Source organism: Bacillus sp. FJAT-22090 (genome assembly GCF_007676755.1).
Classification (GTDB): domain Bacteria; phylum Bacillota; class Bacilli; order Bacillales_A; family Planococcaceae; genus Psychrobacillus.
In genome coordinates this window covers 444-18,871 of sequence record NZ_VEBK01000017.1, presented here as the reverse complement: position 1 = coordinate 18,871, position 18,428 = coordinate 444, and the positions used below count along the sequence as shown (strand labels likewise).

At 35.8% G+C, this 18,428-nt stretch carries 14 protein-coding genes and 6 tRNA genes; all 20 read right to left on the bottom strand.

Annotated elements, in window-relative coordinates; all coding sequences use genetic code 11:
• Positions 1-3: 3 nt before the first annotated feature.
• On the bottom strand, positions 4-1,644 hold the full coding sequence (locus FS486_RS17270) for an ATP-binding protein (RefSeq protein ID WP_144513245.1): 1,641 nt from the start codon (positions 1,642-1,644) through the stop codon (positions 4-6).
• Positions 1,628-3,781 (bottom strand): Mu transposase C-terminal domain-containing protein, encoded by a 2,154-nt coding sequence (locus tag FS486_RS17265; RefSeq protein ID WP_144513243.1) that lies wholly within the window; start codon positions 3,779-3,781, stop codon positions 1,628-1,630. The genes FS486_RS17270 and FS486_RS17265 overlap by 17 nt, the downstream gene beginning before the upstream one ends.
• Positions 3,762-4,598, bottom strand: coding sequence for a TnsA endonuclease N-terminal domain-containing protein (locus FS486_RS17260; protein ID WP_144513241.1), 837 nt, complete (start codon positions 4,596-4,598; stop codon positions 3,762-3,764). Before FS486_RS17260 ends, FS486_RS17265 begins: the two co-directional genes overlap by 20 nt.
• A gap of 33 nt (positions 4,599-4,631) precedes the next feature.
• Positions 4,632-6,470 carry a TnsD family Tn7-like transposition protein gene (locus tag FS486_RS17255; RefSeq protein WP_186321498.1) on the bottom strand — a complete coding sequence of 613 codons (1,839 nt, stop codon included), beginning with the start codon at positions 6,468-6,470 and terminating at the stop codon, positions 4,632-4,634.
• 217 nt (positions 6,471-6,687) lie between these two features.
• Positions 6,688-8,490, bottom strand: coding sequence for a glutamine--fructose-6-phosphate transaminase (isomerizing) (gene glmS / locus FS486_RS17250; RefSeq protein ID WP_144513238.1), 1,803 nt, complete (start codon positions 8,488-8,490; stop codon positions 6,688-6,690).
• A 520-nt stretch (positions 8,491-9,010) separates the two neighbouring features.
• Positions 9,011-9,526 carry a type 1 glutamine amidotransferase domain-containing protein gene (locus FS486_RS17245; protein WP_144513236.1) on the bottom strand — a complete coding sequence of 172 codons (516 nt, stop codon included), beginning with the start codon at positions 9,524-9,526 and terminating at the stop codon, positions 9,011-9,013.
• A gap of 125 nt (positions 9,527-9,651) precedes the next feature.
• Positions 9,652-11,004 (bottom strand): phosphoglucosamine mutase, encoded by a 1,353-nt coding sequence (gene glmM / locus FS486_RS17240; RefSeq protein WP_144513234.1) that lies wholly within the window; start codon positions 11,002-11,004, stop codon positions 9,652-9,654.
• A gap of 166 nt (positions 11,005-11,170) precedes the next feature.
• Positions 11,171-12,436 (bottom strand): CdaR family protein, encoded by a 1,266-nt coding sequence (locus tag FS486_RS17235; RefSeq protein ID WP_144513232.1) that lies wholly within the window; start codon positions 12,434-12,436, stop codon positions 11,171-11,173.
• Positions 12,429-13,268, bottom strand: a complete 840-nt coding sequence (cdaA, locus tag FS486_RS17230) for a diadenylate cyclase CdaA (protein ID WP_144513230.1) — start codon at positions 13,266-13,268, stop codon at positions 12,429-12,431. The genes FS486_RS17235 and cdaA overlap by 8 nt, the downstream gene beginning before the upstream one ends.
• A gap of 114 nt (positions 13,269-13,382) precedes the next feature.
• Positions 13,383-14,012 carry a zf-HC2 domain-containing protein gene (locus FS486_RS17225; protein WP_144513228.1) on the bottom strand — a complete coding sequence of 210 codons (630 nt, stop codon included), beginning with the start codon at positions 14,010-14,012 and terminating at the stop codon, positions 13,383-13,385.
• 12 nt (positions 14,013-14,024) lie between these two features.
• Positions 14,025-14,600 (bottom strand): RNA polymerase sigma factor SigW, encoded by a 576-nt coding sequence (gene sigW / locus FS486_RS17220; protein WP_144513227.1) that lies wholly within the window; start codon positions 14,598-14,600, stop codon positions 14,025-14,027.
• A 159-nt stretch (positions 14,601-14,759) separates the two neighbouring features.
• Positions 14,760-15,659, bottom strand: a complete 900-nt coding sequence (gene rocF / locus FS486_RS17215) for an arginase (protein ID WP_144513225.1) — start codon at positions 15,657-15,659, stop codon at positions 14,760-14,762.
• A gap of 70 nt (positions 15,660-15,729) precedes the next feature.
• The gene (locus FS486_RS17210) at positions 15,730-16,311 is read right to left on the bottom strand and encodes a GNAT family N-acetyltransferase (protein WP_144513223.1); all 582 of its coding nucleotides are present in this window, start codon (positions 16,309-16,311) and stop codon (positions 15,730-15,732) included.
• Positions 16,312-16,441: 130 nt separating this feature from the next.
• Entirely contained in the window at positions 16,442-17,083 is a 642-nt protein-coding gene (locus tag FS486_RS17205; protein WP_144513221.1) for an HAD hydrolase-like protein, read from the bottom strand.
• A 148-nt stretch (positions 17,084-17,231) separates the two neighbouring features.
• Positions 17,232-17,304, bottom strand: a tRNA-Ala gene (locus tag FS486_RS17200).
• Between the two features lie 25 nt (positions 17,305-17,329).
• Positions 17,330-17,404, bottom strand: a tRNA-Gln gene (locus FS486_RS17195).
• Between the two features lie 6 nt (positions 17,405-17,410).
• Positions 17,411-17,494, bottom strand: a tRNA-Tyr gene (locus FS486_RS17190).
• A 23-nt stretch (positions 17,495-17,517) separates the two neighbouring features.
• A tRNA-Val gene (locus FS486_RS17185) sits at positions 17,518-17,593 on the bottom strand.
• A gap of 123 nt (positions 17,594-17,716) precedes the next feature.
• Positions 17,717-17,789, bottom strand: a tRNA-Thr gene (locus FS486_RS17180).
• Positions 17,790-17,802: 13 nt separating this feature from the next.
• Positions 17,803-17,877, bottom strand: a tRNA-Asn gene (locus FS486_RS17175).
• Positions 17,878-18,428 lie beyond the last annotated feature (551 nt).

Here is an 18,428-nt window from a genome sequence, read left to right as displayed (position 1 = left end):
ATATTATACTCCTTTAATTATGAATTCTGACAAACCACTTTTGATGTAACCTTCATCATTTAAAGCTTCATAGGCTGACTTTTTGTTCTTCCTTCCCTTATCTATTATTAATCTCAAATTATTTTTACTCGAGTTACTTTTTATATTCCGTCCATTTTGTTTCTTTTCTTCAATATATATTAGTGCTTCCGTCATTAATTGAGTGATAGTTAAATCAGGTGACTTTTTTAATATATATTTTGCTGCATTTTCTGCAACCTTTTCCTTGATGTCTAAATTTATTAAAGATATTATAAGCTTTTCTAATTTTGTTAGATCTGTTTTTAATCGATCTTGTGCAATTTTTTCTTTTTTCGCTTGCATTTGGGCTTTAATGTCAATTATAGGCGTTCTATTTAGAATATATTCTTCCAAGTCCATTGGAAGAATATCCTCATACTTGGCTATTGCTGCTGCATCACCTGATTTAAGAGCATTTATCATTGGGTGAACTAGTTTTAAATCTTCCTTAAAAACTTTACGAATGATTTGAGGAGTTACTTTTTCAACACCAGTTTCTATTGCTCTAGTCTGTGCAAGAAAATATAATTTCACTGCAATGTCAATTATTCCCTGGCTTTCTTCATAAAAAGTGTCTATTAGTTCTTTATTTAATTCGGAATACTCTTTCGTCCATTGATAATCCCACATGCTCGTGATTAGTACTTCCCAATCATCATCATTTTTCATTTGTTGCCAGACCATATCTCCTTGACCACTGCTTCTACGTGCCTGTCTAAAATCCTTTTGTAGCAATGCTCGTGCCTTCATTGTTCCTATAAACATTACAGGTATACCAATTTCATTCACTAGTGTTACAAAAAAGTTCATCATCATTTCAGATGCGACACCTTTTGCGGATAACAAGTGTTGAATTTCATCAATAATTAAAGCACCCACGCAATGTAATCGTGAAATTTGTCCCATTCTTGTGACCATAGAACTTACTGAGTTTGATGGCTTACCATACTTCTCGTAATAGTTAGTACCAATTTGTAAATCTATTTTTTGAAAAAAATCCATACATAATGTTTTCAAAGAACCATCAAATGGACAATTCAGCTTTATCCATACAACTTGAATAAAGTTTAAGGGGTGTTGATGTAAAATAACTTGAGGGTATAAAGATAATATTCTTTCAATTGCTGATGTTTTCCCTATCCCTGAAAATCCAATTAAAGTGAAGCTTGATGCTGAATTTCTTATATTAGGTGGTAATCCTATTTCTTCGTTATTAACTAATTTATTATGCAATTCATTAAGAGTTTGAACGTGTTGCTTTTGTAGTGGGTTCCTATATACATACCCATCTCTAATAAATCGTGAAAAACGTACTTCTAATTTCAATGTTTGATTTACGGGTTGAAAAAAACGCGTTAAACGTAATAGAGCATGATAGCGCAGATGAATTGATAAATTTTTCTCATTTGGATGATATTCTGGTAGATAACACAGTTGATTAAAAGACTCGTCAAATGACAAAATAGGGGGGAGTACCTCAATAAGTGGATTTCCCTTGTAGTCAGTTAATTCCCCTTTCTGATACTCTGCTAATAATACCTCTCTTCCATTTTCTAATTTAATTGTTTTACGTTGTTTGATCATTTTTTCTCCCCCTCCTTTTGTTAAATAGATCCTTAATTGAAGGCGTTTGGACTCTCCCTTCACTTAATTCAGTATTGAAATCTATAATCTCTACTTCTTTTATATCTTTTTCTTCCCCCATTTGAAATGCTTCTTTCTTTCTTTGTAACCCTTTTTCAAGCTTTCTATTCTCTTGAATATTTTTTATTTTTTTTGTTTTACTTATTTGACTAGTCTGTGTATGCTTAGCATCTTCCAATGATTCCTTTACAACTGCCTCAATGTTACTAAAGAAATTAATTTCCTCCTGGAGCAGGTATTGATTTTCATTTTTAAAATTCTTATTCTCCGTACCTAATAACTGTTCAATTTCTTCAAATATTTTATTTTGGAATCGTTCTTGGTGCTCTAAAAGATAACAATCTTCAAAAAGCTCCTTATCCTTTGTATGAAGATAAATAGTATTCATGTTTCGAGGATCATATGAAATATCTACTTTCCATCTTCCTTCTTTTCTAGCATGAGTAAACCAAAGTTCTTTTATCGCTATTTCACAGCTGTATAACATTCCTTTAAATTTTATACCTTCTGCAGTTACAGTTGCCTTCGCCTTCGGCATTAAGTAAAATTTAACTGTATCCAGTTCAGCCTTACGTAGCTTGCCAGCCTTATTCTTTACCCCCCATTTCCAAAGCTCATTGGGAGTTGGTCTAACATTATCTATTATCATATCGGGATCTCTTAAATAATTTTTCATATAGTAATTTTTGTTATAATGTAAGACGAAGTTTATAATAATTTTCGTATATTGTTCAAGAGTTAATTTGGCTTCTAAACGGTAGTCTTCCGCACCTCGTTCACCAAAATCAGGTTGTATGTATCCTGGTAAAAACGGCTTTATCTTCTCTTGTGAAGTATCGAAGAGTTTTTCAACAATTCCTTTCCAATCCGGCCTAAATGAAGGATTATTTTCAATAGAAATATTTAATCCTTCAATCAAGCTATTCACATTGTAACCCTCTAGTTCCCCACGATCCCCAACAATGATTTCTGGCAAATGTGCAGCTGGCCACATTTCATTTGAAATAGGAATTCCATACTTCATACAAAACTCTTGTTTATCCATTGTTGCATTTGCAATGGCCATCATCATTCCCGCCCATGAAGGCCCTTCAAGCCCGATATACATTCCTGTAATCATATGTGTAAATACATCAACAACAAAGTAAATTATTGGTCTGCCAATTATCCAATCTGAATTATAGCTGGAAATAAGATATACATTCCCTATCGTTGCATCTATTTGATAACGGGATCCTGGTCCCATCGTTTCATATGTCGATGAACCTAAAACTGGCCTATAATCTCTTTCAAACTTCTTCTCTCCCTCACGGTTAATTAATACTTGCTTAATATCATATTCCTTTTTAAACCAATAACTAAATTGACGTAAGGTAGGGATACTATTTTCATCAAGAATAACAATATGCTTAACCCCATTTTCGTAACGGATATTGTCTGCAAAATATTCTTTAATCATCATTTTATATGTATGAGACAAGGAGTTCTTTTTGCTTGTGAAGTAATGCTTTTTAATTGCTTTATTAAAGATTACTTTTATTTCATCAGTGATATTTATTCCGACACTCTTAGTTGTCCTAGGTCTCCCCTTTTTAATTGCACCACTTTTTTTATCCTTTCCTTTCGCTCCTGAATTCTCATAGTCGGGTAACAAACTATTGATAGTCATACCATTTTGCCAGTACTTCCTTAAGTATCTGTATGCAGTTTTGTTTGTACATAATTTCGTATTCACAAGTTTATTTATATGCTCACTACGTTCTTTCTTCTTATAAATTGACGGCTCATCCTGCACTAAATCTTTTATAATTCCCCAAGATTTATCTCTAATTTTTAAATGCCCCTCAGACAAATCATCAAAAGAATTTGACTTAATGTTTGATTTATTTAATTTAACGTAGGTACCTTCTAATAATCCTTGACTTATATCTTTTATTCTTATAAGTAATGGAAGAGCTTTTGCTTCCTCTATGTCTATTACATATGTAATAAAGTTTCCATCATCTATCCAGAGCAATCGATAAACTTTGTCACTAGCTATATCACTTATTAATTCATTAACTGCTAATGTAATCATCTTTATCCTCCTCACTAATGTTAAAATTTAATTCATTCATGTATAAACTTCTTACGTTTATTTTTTTGTTCATATCCACTAAGATATACTTCCTGGCTAGAAAATGCTTAATATAGTTCAATGATGACCCCGCATCTAAGTGATAATCTTCGTCAAATTTATTACATATTTCTATTACTTTTTCATTCTTATCCTTTTTAGAGAGTAAAATACTTAAGAATAAACTAGCGCTATCAATATCTTCCTGATCATCTAAATAGTAAAACTTATGAATCCATAAAACATTGTCCGTAAGTTCACTATATATTTCTTTCTCGGTTACAATTCCCCAATCTATTTTGTTTTTTTTCCAATACTCTCTTTCTATTTCAAATTTTTCAATTACCCTATTATCCTCAAGATGACCACTCGGCTTTACTGTACGAGCTAGATACTCTTTTTGTTGATTTTTTATGATAGTAATTAAGAAGTCGGTTGTCATTACTATAGGCGCTTTTGTGGTCCTATCTATTGAATGAGCAATCCCTTTTTCTTCAGCAATTTTAAAAGTTACTGTATCCTTCAAAGAAAACTGTTCCCTAATATCTACTACGTCATCTGCCCATTCTAATAAAAGAAAATAGTCTCTCTCTAAATTTGATAAAAATTCATGCTGTCTTTTGGTTTTCCAACCTATTAATCGTGTAACATTTCCATCTGAAGAAACATTCTGTATTTTCAACCAAGGAATATAGTCTCCTAACTCTCCCTGTCCCCTTCCTTCCTTTATGTAACGTTCTTTTTTCTCTTCAGACCAATTATTTTTACGCTTTGACACTTAAAGAAAACCACCTTTTTTTGATTGAACACTTTATATTTCGTTGTGTTCCCTTATAATTTTTTCTATGTAAGTATGTATTTCAGGTAGAATTTTAGCTCTGATACCTGTTAGGGCTATTAATTCGTATTTTTTCACCTCTACATTCTGATAGTGTCTTTCCATACATTGATGTATTAACCGAATCTGATAATCGGAAACAGATTCTAGAATTGAACTAATAAAACTATCTGTCAGTGGATAATTGTCTTTATTACGCAAATCCGTTCTTAATCTTTTATAGAAGGTGTTTCTGGTCATTTTTATTATATTTCCCGCTTGTTGTTCATAGGTAGACCAATTATTGAATATATGCCTAGCTTCTTCAAGTTTCAGTAAATCTTCTTTTTGGTAAATTTCTTCGCTATATTTTGATCTTCCCCTTTTGGAAGCTGGGGTGTTCTTTTCTAACCACTCTTTATCTCTTACTAATAGCCTATTATAAAGATTCCCATACATATCATTCAATTCTGTCCGTGAGTAGTTAGGGTGATTTTTAAAAATTTCAACCCATTTCTCTCTATCCTCTTTTTCTTGTTTCTTTCTTTTGTCGTTTAATTGTTTTTGTTTCTCTCTCTTTTCGTTCTCAAGATATCTATGTCCTTTTTTAATAATATTTTGTACCGTATTTCTGCTTTGTTTTATTTTTTTAGCTAATTCCTTAACCGTTATACCGTCGCTTACTAATTTATCGAACTCTCTTTCCCAAACCATTCCTTTCTTTTTAACCCTTCTAGAGAACTTGTTTATACTAAGAGGATTACTCTCTCCAGTATTTAACGTATAAGTGAATCCACAACTACAAATAAAATCAGCTCTAAACTTCCCAGAACGATCATTAAAAATAACTTCAATCTCGGATATAGTTTTATCTAAGTAATGGTCGGACAACGGATTCATGCACACCCATGGACCACTTCCGAAAGGTAGATACTGCGGGGAAGTATTAATAAAACTCTCGACAGACTCACTTAAAGTCATCATAAGTAATACATGTCTAACTGGGTGAATATGCTTTATCCTTTCTATACTTAAATATGATAACCATTTGTTATTTCGTGGATTGGAGTTAAGAATATCTAAAGTTTCTTCATTAAATTTCGAAATTATTAACTCCCCTAGTCTCGATTTAAGAGTTGATTTCGGAGTTGCAATTCCTGCTATCTTAATAAATTCAAAATATTTCTCATATAGTTGTTTAAAGTTAAATTTCTTTACTTCATTATTAAAGAAATATTCAATATTTGATGCTATTTCAATTAGTTGTTCAATGATTGTATTGTCATTTCCCTCCAACTTATTTACATCTTCAATCGGCAGAATAAATTTATTTATAGGATTTTTAACAATATTTATCTGAGATATATCTAAAAACCTAGCGTGTTTACTACAAACCATCACCCCTGGCACTTGAAAAACTCTATTCCAATAGCTTTCACCATACCTATCTATACTTTGCTGCACACACTTGCTACAATAATATAAATAATCCTTTGAAGGAACATCCCATTTATATTTTTTTTTACTTTTCAAATGAAATTCTAACGCAACAGCAGTGTTGTGAATTTTATTGTTTATGAAAGGGGTATATAATGGCGATGAAGAGTGTTTACTTAAAAAGTAATGCAAAGTATATTCATTCGAAAAATGATTGATTTTAGATACAAGAATATCTATCTTAGATAGATATTCTTCATTTAACATAGGCTTTTGTATATCAAACAATTCTAGTAAAACAGCATTTTTCGATAGAGCCCCCGTATGATTAGCGTATCTTGCAGCTATACTATATATAGTTTCGTCTTTATATGGACATGGAAAATAACCTATCATGTATGAACCTCCTTTATTTATTGAAATCTTTAGTTTTCTAAAAAAAAAAATCGTATGGAAGAGAAATAATCTCTTGCATACGATTTTTACAATCATCTCAAAATTAGAATACATCTTTTTTGTCTCAGATACATCTTTATTGTTTAGGATACATCTTTATTGTCGAGGATACATCTTTATTGTTTTTTCACACAACTTTACTTTCGACAGTTTTCCCTTATTCAACCGTCACAGACTTAGCCAGATTTCTCGGTTTATCAACGTCACAGTCTCTATGCAATGCCGCATAGTAACTAATCAGCTGTAAAGGTATTACTGCTACTAGTGGTGAGAATAACTCGTGTACTCTTGGAAGAACGAAGCGGTCTCCATCTTCTTCAAAGCCTTCCATGGAAATAATGCATGGGTTTGCACCACGTGCTACTACTTCTTTGACGTTACCTCGAATGTTCAGGCTAACTGCTTGTTGGGTTGCTAGCGCAAAGATTGGTGTACCATCCTCGATTAATGCGATTGTGCCATGTTTTAGCTCGCCACCTGCAAATCCTTCTGCTTGAATATAGGAAATTTCTTTTAGTTTTAAAGCACCTTCTAAACTTACATAGAAGTCAACGTTTCGTCCGATGAAGAATGCGTTTCTTGTTGTTGCTAGAAACTCTGTAGCAATTTGTTCCATTTCTTCTTTGGAATCTACAATCGTTTGAACAGCATTGGCTGCAATACCTAGTTCTTTTACTACATCAAAATCGACTGTTTTGTTTTGATATTGTGCATATACAGAAGCCGTCACCATTAATACTGCTACTTGTGCAACATATGCTTTTGTAGATGCAACTGCGATTTCTGGACCAGCATGCAGTAACAACGTGTGATCTGCCTCACGAGAAAGAGTAGAGCCAGGGACGTTTGTCATTGTAATTGTTGGGTACCCTTGTTCTTTTATCTTCACAAGTACTTGTCTGCTGTCTGCTGTTTCACCTGACTGCGTGATAAATAAAAATAATGGTTTTTCAGATAGAAGTGGCATATTGTAGCCAAATTCACTAGAGATATGCACCTCTACTGGAATTCCAGCGATTTTCTCAAAATATTGTTTTCCGATAAGACCAGCGTGGTAGCTAGTTCCAGCAGCAATAATGTATAGACGATCTGCATCATGAAGTGCCTTCAAAATGCTTGCATCAACTGTAAGATCACCTTGATCATTTTGATATGCTTGTATGATTTTACGAATAACAGCTGGCTGTTCGTCCATTTCTTTTAACATATAATGAGGATATGTTCCTTTTTCGATATCACTCATGTCTAGCTCTGCTTTATAAGCTGGACGCTCTACGATAGAACCGTCTAGTTTTTGAATTTCAATAGAATCCTTATGCACGACAACAATTTCTTGATCGTGAAGCTCTACATACTGCTCCGTCACTTGAAGCATTGCCATAGCATCCGACGCCACTACATTGAATCCATCTCCGAGTCCTACAAGGAGTGGTGATTTGTTTTTTGCTACATAAATAGTATTCGCATCTTCTTTATCAAGTAATGCAAGTGCGTATGATCCATGGATAAGATGCAATGTTTTTCTGAGTGCATCTATAGTAGATAATCCGTCTTGGGAAAACTTTTCAATTAGCTGTACGATTACTTCTGTATCTGTGTCCGAAGTCATTTCTACTTTAGATAGATACGCTTTTTTCATCAAATGATAATTTTCAATTACACCGTTATGCACTAGCGTAAAACGTTTTGTTGTACTTTGATGAGGGTGTGCATTTAGTTGGTTTGGAACACCATGAGTTGCCCAACGAGTATGCCCAATTCCAAGCTTTGCAGCTACATCTTCATCAACTACGTCTCGTAAATCTGCAATACGTCCTTTTTCTTTGAAAACGACTACTCCCTCTTCATTGAGCACTGCAATTCCCGCTGAATCATATCCACGGTACTCCAATTTCTCTAAACCTTTTAACAAAATTTCCTTTACGTCCACTTCCCCAATATATCCTACAATTCCACACATATTCTAATTCCTCCGTTTACATTCATGTCAAAATAAACGACCTGTTTTTTCACAGTCGTCCATTAAGCTAAGAATGCCTTCTTTTCCCCTCTGTCATACAATCACTCGTATGGTTTCTGAAAAAGAATAACAACCGGGCAAATACGGTCGGGAGGCATCCGCCGAATTTTCGATAACCTCCACCTCGTCTGCTGAAGATACATTTCGTCCGATTTCTTCAGCTCTGGCGCTATAATTGTTTTCCTTGATTTTACGCGTTTTACTTTCCACTCCTTCTACGCGGTCCCTTATCATAATGAAGTTAAATTTACATTTAAAGTAACTTTTTCATTATATACGTTCATTATATGCACGTCAATTTAATGGAATAAAGATTTATAGATTAACTGAAAAAGCGTGTTTATTACTTTTTTTAATTAAGAAAAACCGGGCAAAAAGACGCCCGGTCCTTTAAAAACACCAGAAGAAAACATCTATTCTTCTGGTGCTTCATATTTTTGTACTATTAGAAATGGTGCTATTATTGTTCCAATAACTTCACAATCTCTCTATTAAAGGCAGGTAAGTCATCTGGTGTGCGACTGGTCACGAGCTGATTCGCACAAACGAATACTTCTTCGTCATGATAAGTTGCTCCAGCATTTTCTAAATCCACTTTAATCGATTTGTAGCCGGTAGCATCCCTTCCATCTAAGGTCTTCGCGGTAATGAGAAGCTGTGGTCCGTGACAGATTGCAAAAACTGGTTTTTTAGCATCCATGAATGATTTTGCAAACTGAACGAATCGATCGTCTGCCCGTAACATATCCGGAGAAAAACCACCAGGAATGAATAATGCGTCAAAATCCTCAGGTTTTACGTCATCAATTCCATAGTCTACTTTGATATGTGCTTCCCCTTGTTTACCAGTTACTTCATTTCCTGCTTCTTTTTCAATTGTAAATACTTCATGCCCTGCGTCATTTAATGCCTGTGCTGGGCTTGTGTATTCCACATCCTCAAACATATTTGTGATTAATGTTGCTACTTTAGCCATATTAACACTCCTTATCTGTTTGTTCTCTACTGTTATTCCACTTACAGCGAGAGATTAAACATAAAAGGGATTATGATTCTTTTTACATACAAAAAAATCCGGCAATATGCCGGATTTTCCATATGTTATTCAGTCAAACCCATTTCAGCTTTTACAACATCCACAATACGGTTTACGTAGTTTTCACATTCTTCTGCTGTTGCTGCTTCTACCATAACACGCACAAGCGGTTCTGTACCAGATGGTCGTACTAAGACACGGCCGTTACCTGCCATTTCTGTTTCTACCTCGCTGATAATTGCTGCAACTTTTGCATTTTGCGTAACAGCATGTTTGTCGGTTACGCGTACATTGACTAGTTTTTGAGGAAATATAGTCATTTCAGATGCAAGTTCTGAAAGTTTTTTTCCTGTTACTTTCATAATATTAACGAGTTGTAACCCAGTTAACAAGCCATCACCTGTTGTATTGAAATCTAAGAAAACAATATGCCCAGACTGCTCTCCACCCAAGTTATAGCCGTTCTGCTTCATTTCTTCTACTACGTATCGATCCCCTACTGCTGTTTTCACACTAGTCATTTCATGCGTTTCTAATGCTTTATAGAAGCCCATATTACTCATAACAGTGGACACAACAGTGCTTTTATTTAAACGACCTTGTGCATTTAAATATTTGGCACATATATACATGATTTGATCGCCATCTACAATTTGTCCTTTTTCATCTACTGCGATTAAACGGTCCCCATCCCCATCAAAAGCAAGACCTACGTCCGCTCCTTTTTCAAGAACGAATTTAGCTAATTCTTCTGGATGTGTAGATCCGACACCTTCATTAATATTCAATCCATTTGGAGATGCACCCATAGTGGATAAATCTGCATCTAAATCTGCAAACACATGTGTTCCAAGAGAAGAAGTTGCCCCATTAGCACAGTCAAGTGCCACATGAATTCCTACAAACTCTTCATCTACTGTTTGTTTCAAATATTGGATGTACTTTTGTCCACCTTCAAAGTAATCAGATACGGACCCTACTCCTGCTCCAGTAGGACGAGGAAGTTTGTCTTCTTCTACATCAAGTAGTTGTTCAATTTCTTCTTCTTGTTCATCCGAAAGCTTAAAACCATCCGAACCGAAGAACTTGATACCATTATCTGCTACAGGATTATGTGAAGCGGAAATCATCACACTTGCGTCTGCACTCATTACTCTCGTTAAATAAGCAACACCTGGTGTACTAATAACCCCTAGTCGCATAACTTCAACGCCAACGGATAATAGTCCCGCTACAAGGGCTCCTTCTAGCATATGACCAGATATACGAGTATCCCGACCTATTAACACTTTTGCTCGTTCTTTTGCTTCTTTTGTTAGAATGTATCCCCCAACACGGCCTAATTTGAAAGCCAGCTCTGGTGTTAACTCTGAATTTGCAACGCCTCTAACACCATCTGTACCAAAATATTTTCCCATTTATTATTCTCTCCTTAAAAACCAGTTGTCCTGTGCATTCAAACACAGCTTAGCGAGATTATATTAGATTTTGAATAAGCCCTGTTTAATTGGGTTACTTCAAAATTTTTGTCATCCGCAGAAGCTTTACCTCTTTAGTTATGGTTATAAACCAACTAAATAAAGATTAAGCCTCTTTTATCGTAAGTTTCGCCTCAGATTCAGAAGTTCTCCATTCTATGTTAGATGGACCTTCAATTCGAATAGGGAGAGTTGCTTCCCCTATCTCGGCATTCTGCGCATCCACATAAACGGAAACAGTATTTAGTTGAACATTTTCTAAATCCTCGGGTGATCCTTTTGCCACAACAGAAACGACACCTTCTGCTGGAGTTTCAAAATTACTGCTTAGCTGCTCTGGTAGTCCTCTAACTGCTATCGCAACTTGCTCGAACGATTTTTCCTCAGTCACGGTTGAAGCAGTATCTTCTTCCTCTTTTGTATCTGGCGGAGTAGCTGGTGTGACATCGGCTGTTATTTTAATCTTTTCTAACGATAGCCTAGACACACCTTCTGGAGCTACCAGCTTTAAGTCAAAGTTCCCAGGGACCTCTATTTTATTCACGTCGACGTCGACTTGGAACTGATCAATTTTTTCTAATACTGTACGGGGTCCGTAAAGCTTTATTTTCTCTACATCCGTTGATAGCTTGTTAATCGTTACTCCTTCTTTAGGCGTACCTTTTTGAACGAGAGCTACCGGTACTTCTTTGCTGTATTCTTCTACCTTCACTTTTACCTGTACAGCCTTTGGTTCTACTACTACATCTAATTTATTTAAGTCAGAGTCCAGAACTCGGACGCTGGCTTCTTGTTCAAAGGATTTATTAATTCCTTGATTTCTTTCTATTGTGGCTTTTACATAGCCTATGCTATTAATAATACTTTTTGCTCCAGTGATTATTACCTTTTTTGGTTCTACATCATAAGATTTTACTACATAGTTATCTGCCAGCAAGCTTTCATTCATATCTAAATCGACATCAAACTCTTGGGAAACCAGTTCTTCAATCACCACATCTACGTATACGGGATCCACACGAACTTTTAACTTATTCGAAAAGTTTTCAGTAGAAATAGCTACTTTGTGCTCGCCAAATGTTACTTCTCGTAAATCCACAAATACTTTAAAATCCTTCATAACTTTAGCAGATTGAACGATTGTTGATGGCCCTTCAATACTTACATTAACAGTTTTAGGCACTCCGGTTACAACTGAGTTTTCATCGTCATAATATACTTCCACTGGTATATCTCGAAGAACATCTACTGAAGTACCAGTAGTATTCATATTATTATTTTCAATCTCTGATTTCACAGAAACGAATAGTAAAATCGCGAGTGCTAATGAGATTATTCGTAAGAACCATGGATTATCCATCATTTTATCCATTCTGTTTCCCCCTCCACAACCATTTAGAAGAAGTTACCTGCTCCTCTGTCGGTCCAAACCAAAGGCGTGTCAAGTGATTTTCGAACTCTTCAATGGATAAATTTCGATGGAGATCCCCGTTAGACGTTAAACTTACTGCACCTGTTTCTTCCGATACCACAATGGTAATTGCATCCGTTACTTCACTTAAACCAATTGCCGCGCGATGCCGTGTACCAAGTTCCTTCGAAATGAAAGGACTTTCAGATAACGGTAAATAACAAGCGGCGGAAGCTATATTATTTTTTTGAACAATAACTGCCCCATCATGTAAAGGTGTATTCGGTATGAAAATGTTAATCATGAGCTCAGAAGTAAGATGCGCATTTAACTGAATGCCGGTCTCAATATATTCCGTTAAACCTGTTTCTCTCTCTATTGAGATCAATGCACCAATCCGACGCTTTGCCATATAGCTTACGGACTTCGTCATTGCACCTATCAAACGGATTTTCTCTTCCTCTTCTTGCATAGAGGAGCTTCTTCCGAAGAGCTTACCTCTACCTATTTGTTCGAGTGCCCTTCTTATTTCAGGTTGGAATATAACGATAATCGCAAAAAATCCAATATTAATCACATTTTCAAGTAACCAACCAAGCGTATCCATTCCTAAAAAGTCCGTCACTACCCGAGCAATGATAATAACGAATATTCCTTTTAATAATTGAACTGCTTTCGTTCCCTTTATCAAGGTTATTAATTTATATATAACAAACCAAACAAATAAAACATCTAAAATGTTTACAATAACGTTTACTGGCATTAAGTTTGTAAATTGCTCCATAAACGACATGTGGCATCCCCCACTTTTCATCACAAATCCATACATTGTAAGTATAACATAGTTGACTAATTCTCTACATTTTGGAGCAAAAAAGTCTATCCAGATTTCAGGATAGACTTTCCATTATTTTGTTTCTTCTTTTTCAAAGAATGACACTACTTCTTTTGCCCCATCTTTTATGTGAAACCAAAGCCAGTCAAATACCTCATTGATTTCTTCGGTCTTACCGGTGATAACCGCTGTGGAAGCCATATATGTTGTACCATTAATGATTGTTAGATTTCCATCCAATTCACCATCAATTCGAACATCCCCGTTGCGTACAACTAAATCGCCTTTTACGACTTGTCCTTCAGGGATAATAACCGTTTCCCCTTCCACGACAACATTTTCTTGCTTCGTAAAGGAGAATTGCTGCTGTTCATTGAAATTAGTGAATAATGCACTGCTCATAAACAAACAGAACAGAGCAGCTGCAGTAAGGATTGGGTGACGTCGCAACCATCTACTCACCCCAGCATGTGATTTTTCTTTCGGGAGTCTTGCCATCACAGCATGACTAAAATTAGTTGGTGCCTCTACATGAGCTGCCCCTTTTACAAAGGCAACTACATCGCTTAACTCATGCATATGCGCCTGACAATCCACGCATGATTGCAAATGAGATTTCAACTCAAGCTCATGTTCACGGCTAATTTCACCATCTAGATATTCATGCATATAGTGAACAATTCGCTCTGGACACGCATTCATCGTGATTCCCTCCTATAAAAAATTGGGCTGTCTGCTTAACTGTTTTCTAAGTAGCTCACGGCCTCTATGGATTCTTGTTTTTACCGTTCCAAGTGGTAATTCTAATATTTCACTGATCTCTTGTAAAGGTAATTCTTCCATATACTTTAATACAATGGCTGATCTATATTTATCGGGAAGTCGACTAATTTCATATTGTATTCGTTCCTGCAATTCAAGCTTCATCAGCTCTTCTTCTGGAAGTTCATCTGCAGCTGCAATTTGAGAATACATATCAAGCCCTTCCGTACCTTTGACTTCTGCATCTAAATAAAAATCTGGCTTTTTCTTCCTTATACGATCTATACATAAATTTGTGGCGATACGGTAAAGCCAAGTAGAAAATTTTCTTTTCTGATCAAACGTATGTATGTTGATAAAGGCTCGCACAAATGCTTCCTGTGCAATGTCCTCTGCCTCATGTCGATTTCCCAACATACGAAAACATACTTGAAATAGTTTATGCTGATACAGGTCGACAATCTCCGCGAATGCGTCTTTATCGCCTTTTAATACTTGTTTTATTCGTTTGTTTACCAACGCATCCATCGTGATTTCCCCTCCGCCCTATGCGGCTGTCTTACCTATACGGATTAAGGTATCAACAGGTTTCATTTTTATATATATTATTTATTTTATCAAACATTTAGAGCACTGTGTTGATAATAAAAAAGAAAAAGCAGACTATTTGTCTACTTTTTCCAAAAATTATACTAAGCTTTCTCCTAATAAAGATCCCATTAGGCCAACAGCAACATCTGCAGTTTTATTTTTCTCATCCAATATCGGATTTACTTCTACAAACTCTGCTGATGTAATCAGATTAGACGAATATAACATCTCCATTGCTAAATGACTTTCACGGTAACTTATACCACCTGGAACCGGTGTCCCAACGCCTGGTGTGTACAAAGGATCTAAACCGTCTAGATCAAGTGATAAATGCACGCCATCTACTTTACGTTCTTCGAAATAAGCGATTGTTTGATTCATCACTTCTGTCATGCCATGCTTATCGATTTCGTGCATGGAAAAGACTTTAATACCCTTTTCTTTGATCAATTCACGTTCCCCAGGATCTACCGAACGTGCTCCGATAATCACGACATTTTCAGGTTTAATTTTTGGAGCATAAGCTCGTATATTGACTAAAGCCTCATGACCTAAACCAAGGCTTGCTGCCAAGGGCATTCCATGAATATTCCCAGATGGGGAAGTTTCTGCTGTATTTAAATCGGCATGTGCATCATACCAAATTACTCCTAGATTCTCATAGCGATCAGCAAGCCCTGCTAGTGTACCAATCGCAATACTGTGGTCTCCGCCTAGTACTAGAGGAAAGCGGCCTTCTGATACTACTTCATGTACTTTATTTGCTAACTTTGTGTTGCCTTCGACTACTTCTTCTAGATTGCGTAAATGTGTATTTTTAGATTCCTCTTTACGTGTTATCACAATATCCCCTACATCATTTACAGAATGACCAAGATCCTTGAGACGTTCAACAACTCCCGCGTAACGAATAGCACTTGGTCCCATATCAACGCCACGTCTATTTTGTCCAAGATCCATTGGTACACCAATTATTGAAATATTAAGCTTACTCACCGTTGTATACCCCCTTCATTTCTAACATCTATTGTAATTGCAAAAGGGGGGTTGGCTCAACTCAGCAATTTTATGAATATTTATTCATTAACCGTACAAGGTGACTTTTCACTTCAGTCCATTCACTTTCTATAATAGAGTAAACCACTGCATTTCTGACTGTTCCATTTGAGCGAATTCGTTCATTTCGAAGAACTCCCTCTTTAATACCACCTATCCTTTCTATAGCCGATTGGGAAGCGGTATTAAGCTCGTCTGTTTTAAATTGTACTCGAATCATCCCTAAATATTCAAAGCAGTGTTTTAAAAGCAAGTATTTACATGTTGTATTCACATGTGTTCGCTGAAACTTTTTACCGTAAAAAGTCGAACCTATTTCACAAGCATGGTTTATATCATCTATACCATAAATACGGGTAGTTCCCATTATTTCTTGTGTATCGGTATTCTCTACAACAAAAGCAAGTGCCGTTTTTTCTTCATTCATTTGATGAATACCTATTTGCAACCACAGTTCTAGTTGATCCCTATTCTCAACTTTATTCAACATAAATTCAAAAATTTTCGGTTCATACAGTTCCCATAAAAGGGGTATATCACTTTCTACTAACGGTCGTAATGTTACGTCTCCATATACGATTGTTTCAGCCACTCTCAACACCTCACTTTTTTATTTCATCATAATGGATAGGTAGGAGTATTGAAAAGCGTTTTATGTTCAGTTCTAAAAAAATATTTAATTTGAAAAAACATCCGATAAACATTTAATATGAGGGCTATATTCAGACTATTTCTAAGATCTCCATGAAATTATTCACGACAAAATCTGCTTGTTTTAATTCCTCTTCTTGTGCAAAGTCAAAATTCACACCAACTGCAATAAGTCCATTATCTTTCGCAGCAAATATGTCTGAAGAGCGGTCACCGACAACATAACCTTCTTCAATTTGATTTTCTCTTTTCACCATCTGCACTAAATCTGATTTATGCCCTGACTTCATTAATTGGATACTGTATGTATTTTGAATAAATCTGTCTAAATGATATGTTTCTACAATTGCTCTTAAATACTCTTTCTGCCCGTTGCTCGCTACAAATAATCGATATCTTTTACTTAACTTATTTAACGTTTTTTCTACGTCCGCATAAAGTGCCCCTTTTTGTGTTCTGATTAAATTAATAAGCTTTGTATGGAATATTTCATTGCTTTTCTCTCTAGTTTCAATAGAGTGGTACGGACAAAGCGTTTCCCATACAACTGGCAGTGGCACCCCCATGATCTCTCTATATTGTTCAATCGGTGTTTTTGTATCCCATAGTTTTTCTTTTCGTAATACTTCAAACGTTTCTTCCAAAGCTGGTTCTAAAATTAGATTTGTTTGAAATAATGTTCCATCCATATCAAAAATAATTGATTTACACATTGAAAAGTTCTCATCTCCTTTTCTTATAGAAACGTATAACCTTGTTTTAAAGTTGCCCTGCCTATTGAAGTTTTCCTCTGAGTATCAAGTCTTTTATATACAAAAAAACCTTTCCTGTGACGGAAAGGTTTTTTGAATTATATTAGTATGGAGCCTAGCGGGATCGAACCGCTGACCTCCTGCGTGCAAGGCAGGCGCTCTCCCAGCTGAGCTAAGGCCCCGAAAATTAATGTTAAAAGAGTTTTGTGGCTGGGGTACCTGGATTCGAACCAGGGCATGACGGAATCAAAATCCGTTGCCTTACCGCTTGGCTATACCCCAATAAACTGGTGGAGGGGGACGGATTCGAACCGCCGAACCCTAAGGAGCGGATTTACAGTCCGCCGCGTTTAGCCACTTCGCTACCCCTCCAAAGCTAGATACAAAATAATAAATGGTGGAGGATGACGGGCTCGAACCGCCGACCCTCTGCTTGTAAGGCAGATGCTCTCCCAGCTGAGCTAATCCTCCTGGGTTATAATTCACGATTATTTTCGTATTTCTACGTTAAAACCGAACAAAAATAATAATAACATATGTATTCATTTAAGACAAGCATTTCTTGATATTTTCTACATTTATATTCAAAATGTAAGCTTCCAAGCGGGTTCGAACCGCTGACCTCTTCCTTACCATGGAAGCACTCTACCTGCTGAGCTATGGAAGCACAGACAAAAAAATGGCTCCGAAGGTAGGACTCGAACCTACGACCGATCGGTTAACAGCCGATTGCTCTACCACTGAGCTACTTCGGAACGTCACATAAAATTAAAGTACAAATATTATTATAACAATTCTTTTATTTATTTCAAGTCTCTTTTCACATATTCTTTAGGAAATTTAACTACAAACTTACGGGTTGCAAATATACATATAAAAAGTGGGCGAGTAGTATTGAATCCCTTATAAATTTGCTGAATGTTTTACATGCCATAATGATATAGGTAGTACTCTTCCAATACCTCGTGATTATTATAGTAAGGCTTTTAAAAAAAGAGATTAGTTGAAAGTAAATGGATGAATGCAACCAATTTCTCGGTGAGAGCAACCAACTATGCTTAGATTACCTACCAGCAAAAAATGGTCCAATAAAAGAGGTGATTATTTGGAAACAAGTGGCTTAACGCAACCCATTATTCTTCGAGGGCAACCAATTTCTCGTCAAGAGCAACTAACTAAGCTTAGGTTACCTACTAGTATAAAAATTGTCTAATAAAAGAAGAGATTATTTGGAAACGAATGGCTTAACGCAACCCATTATTCTTCGAGGGCAACCAATTTCTCGTCAAGAGCAACTAACTAAGCT

What these genes read in the sequence shown, in the direction of transcription:
- cdaA (WP_144513230.1), bottom strand. Translation starts at nt 13,268, where the DNA reads ATGTCGTTTATGGAGCAATTTACAAACTTAATGCCAGTAAACGTTATT.
- FS486_RS17245 (WP_144513236.1), bottom strand. Translation starts at nt 9,526, where the DNA reads ATGGCTAAAGTAGCAACATTAATCACAAATATGTTTGAGGATGTGGAA.
- FS486_RS17235 (WP_144513232.1), bottom strand. Translation starts at nt 12,436, where the DNA reads ATGGATAAAATGATGGATAATCCATGGTTCTTACGAATAATCTCATTA.
- FS486_RS17265 (WP_144513243.1), bottom strand. Translation starts at nt 3,781, where the DNA reads ATGATTACATTAGCAGTTAATGAATTAATAAGTGATATAGCTAGTGAC.
- FS486_RS17225 (WP_144513228.1), bottom strand. Translation starts at nt 14,012, where the DNA reads ATGAATGCGTGTCCAGAGCGAATTGTTCACTATATGCATGAATATCTA.
- glmM (WP_144513234.1), bottom strand. Translation starts at nt 11,004, where the DNA reads ATGGGAAAATATTTTGGTACAGATGGTGTTAGAGGCGTTGCAAATTCA.
- FS486_RS17205 (WP_144513221.1), bottom strand. Translation starts at nt 17,083, where the DNA reads ATGTGTAAATCAATTATTTTTGATATGGATGGAACATTATTTCAAACA.
- FS486_RS17270 (WP_144513245.1), bottom strand. Translation starts at nt 1,644, where the DNA reads ATGATCAAACAACGTAAAACAATTAAATTAGAAAATGGAAGAGAGGTA.
- sigW (WP_144513227.1), bottom strand. Translation starts at nt 14,600, where the DNA reads ATGGATGCGTTGGTAAACAAACGAATAAAACAAGTATTAAAAGGCGAT.
- FS486_RS17255 (WP_186321498.1), bottom strand. Translation starts at nt 6,470, where the DNA reads ATGATAGGTTATTTTCCATGTCCATATAAAGACGAAACTATATATAGT.
- glmS (WP_144513238.1), bottom strand. Translation starts at nt 8,490, where the DNA reads ATGTGTGGAATTGTAGGATATATTGGGGAAGTGGACGTAAAGGAAATT.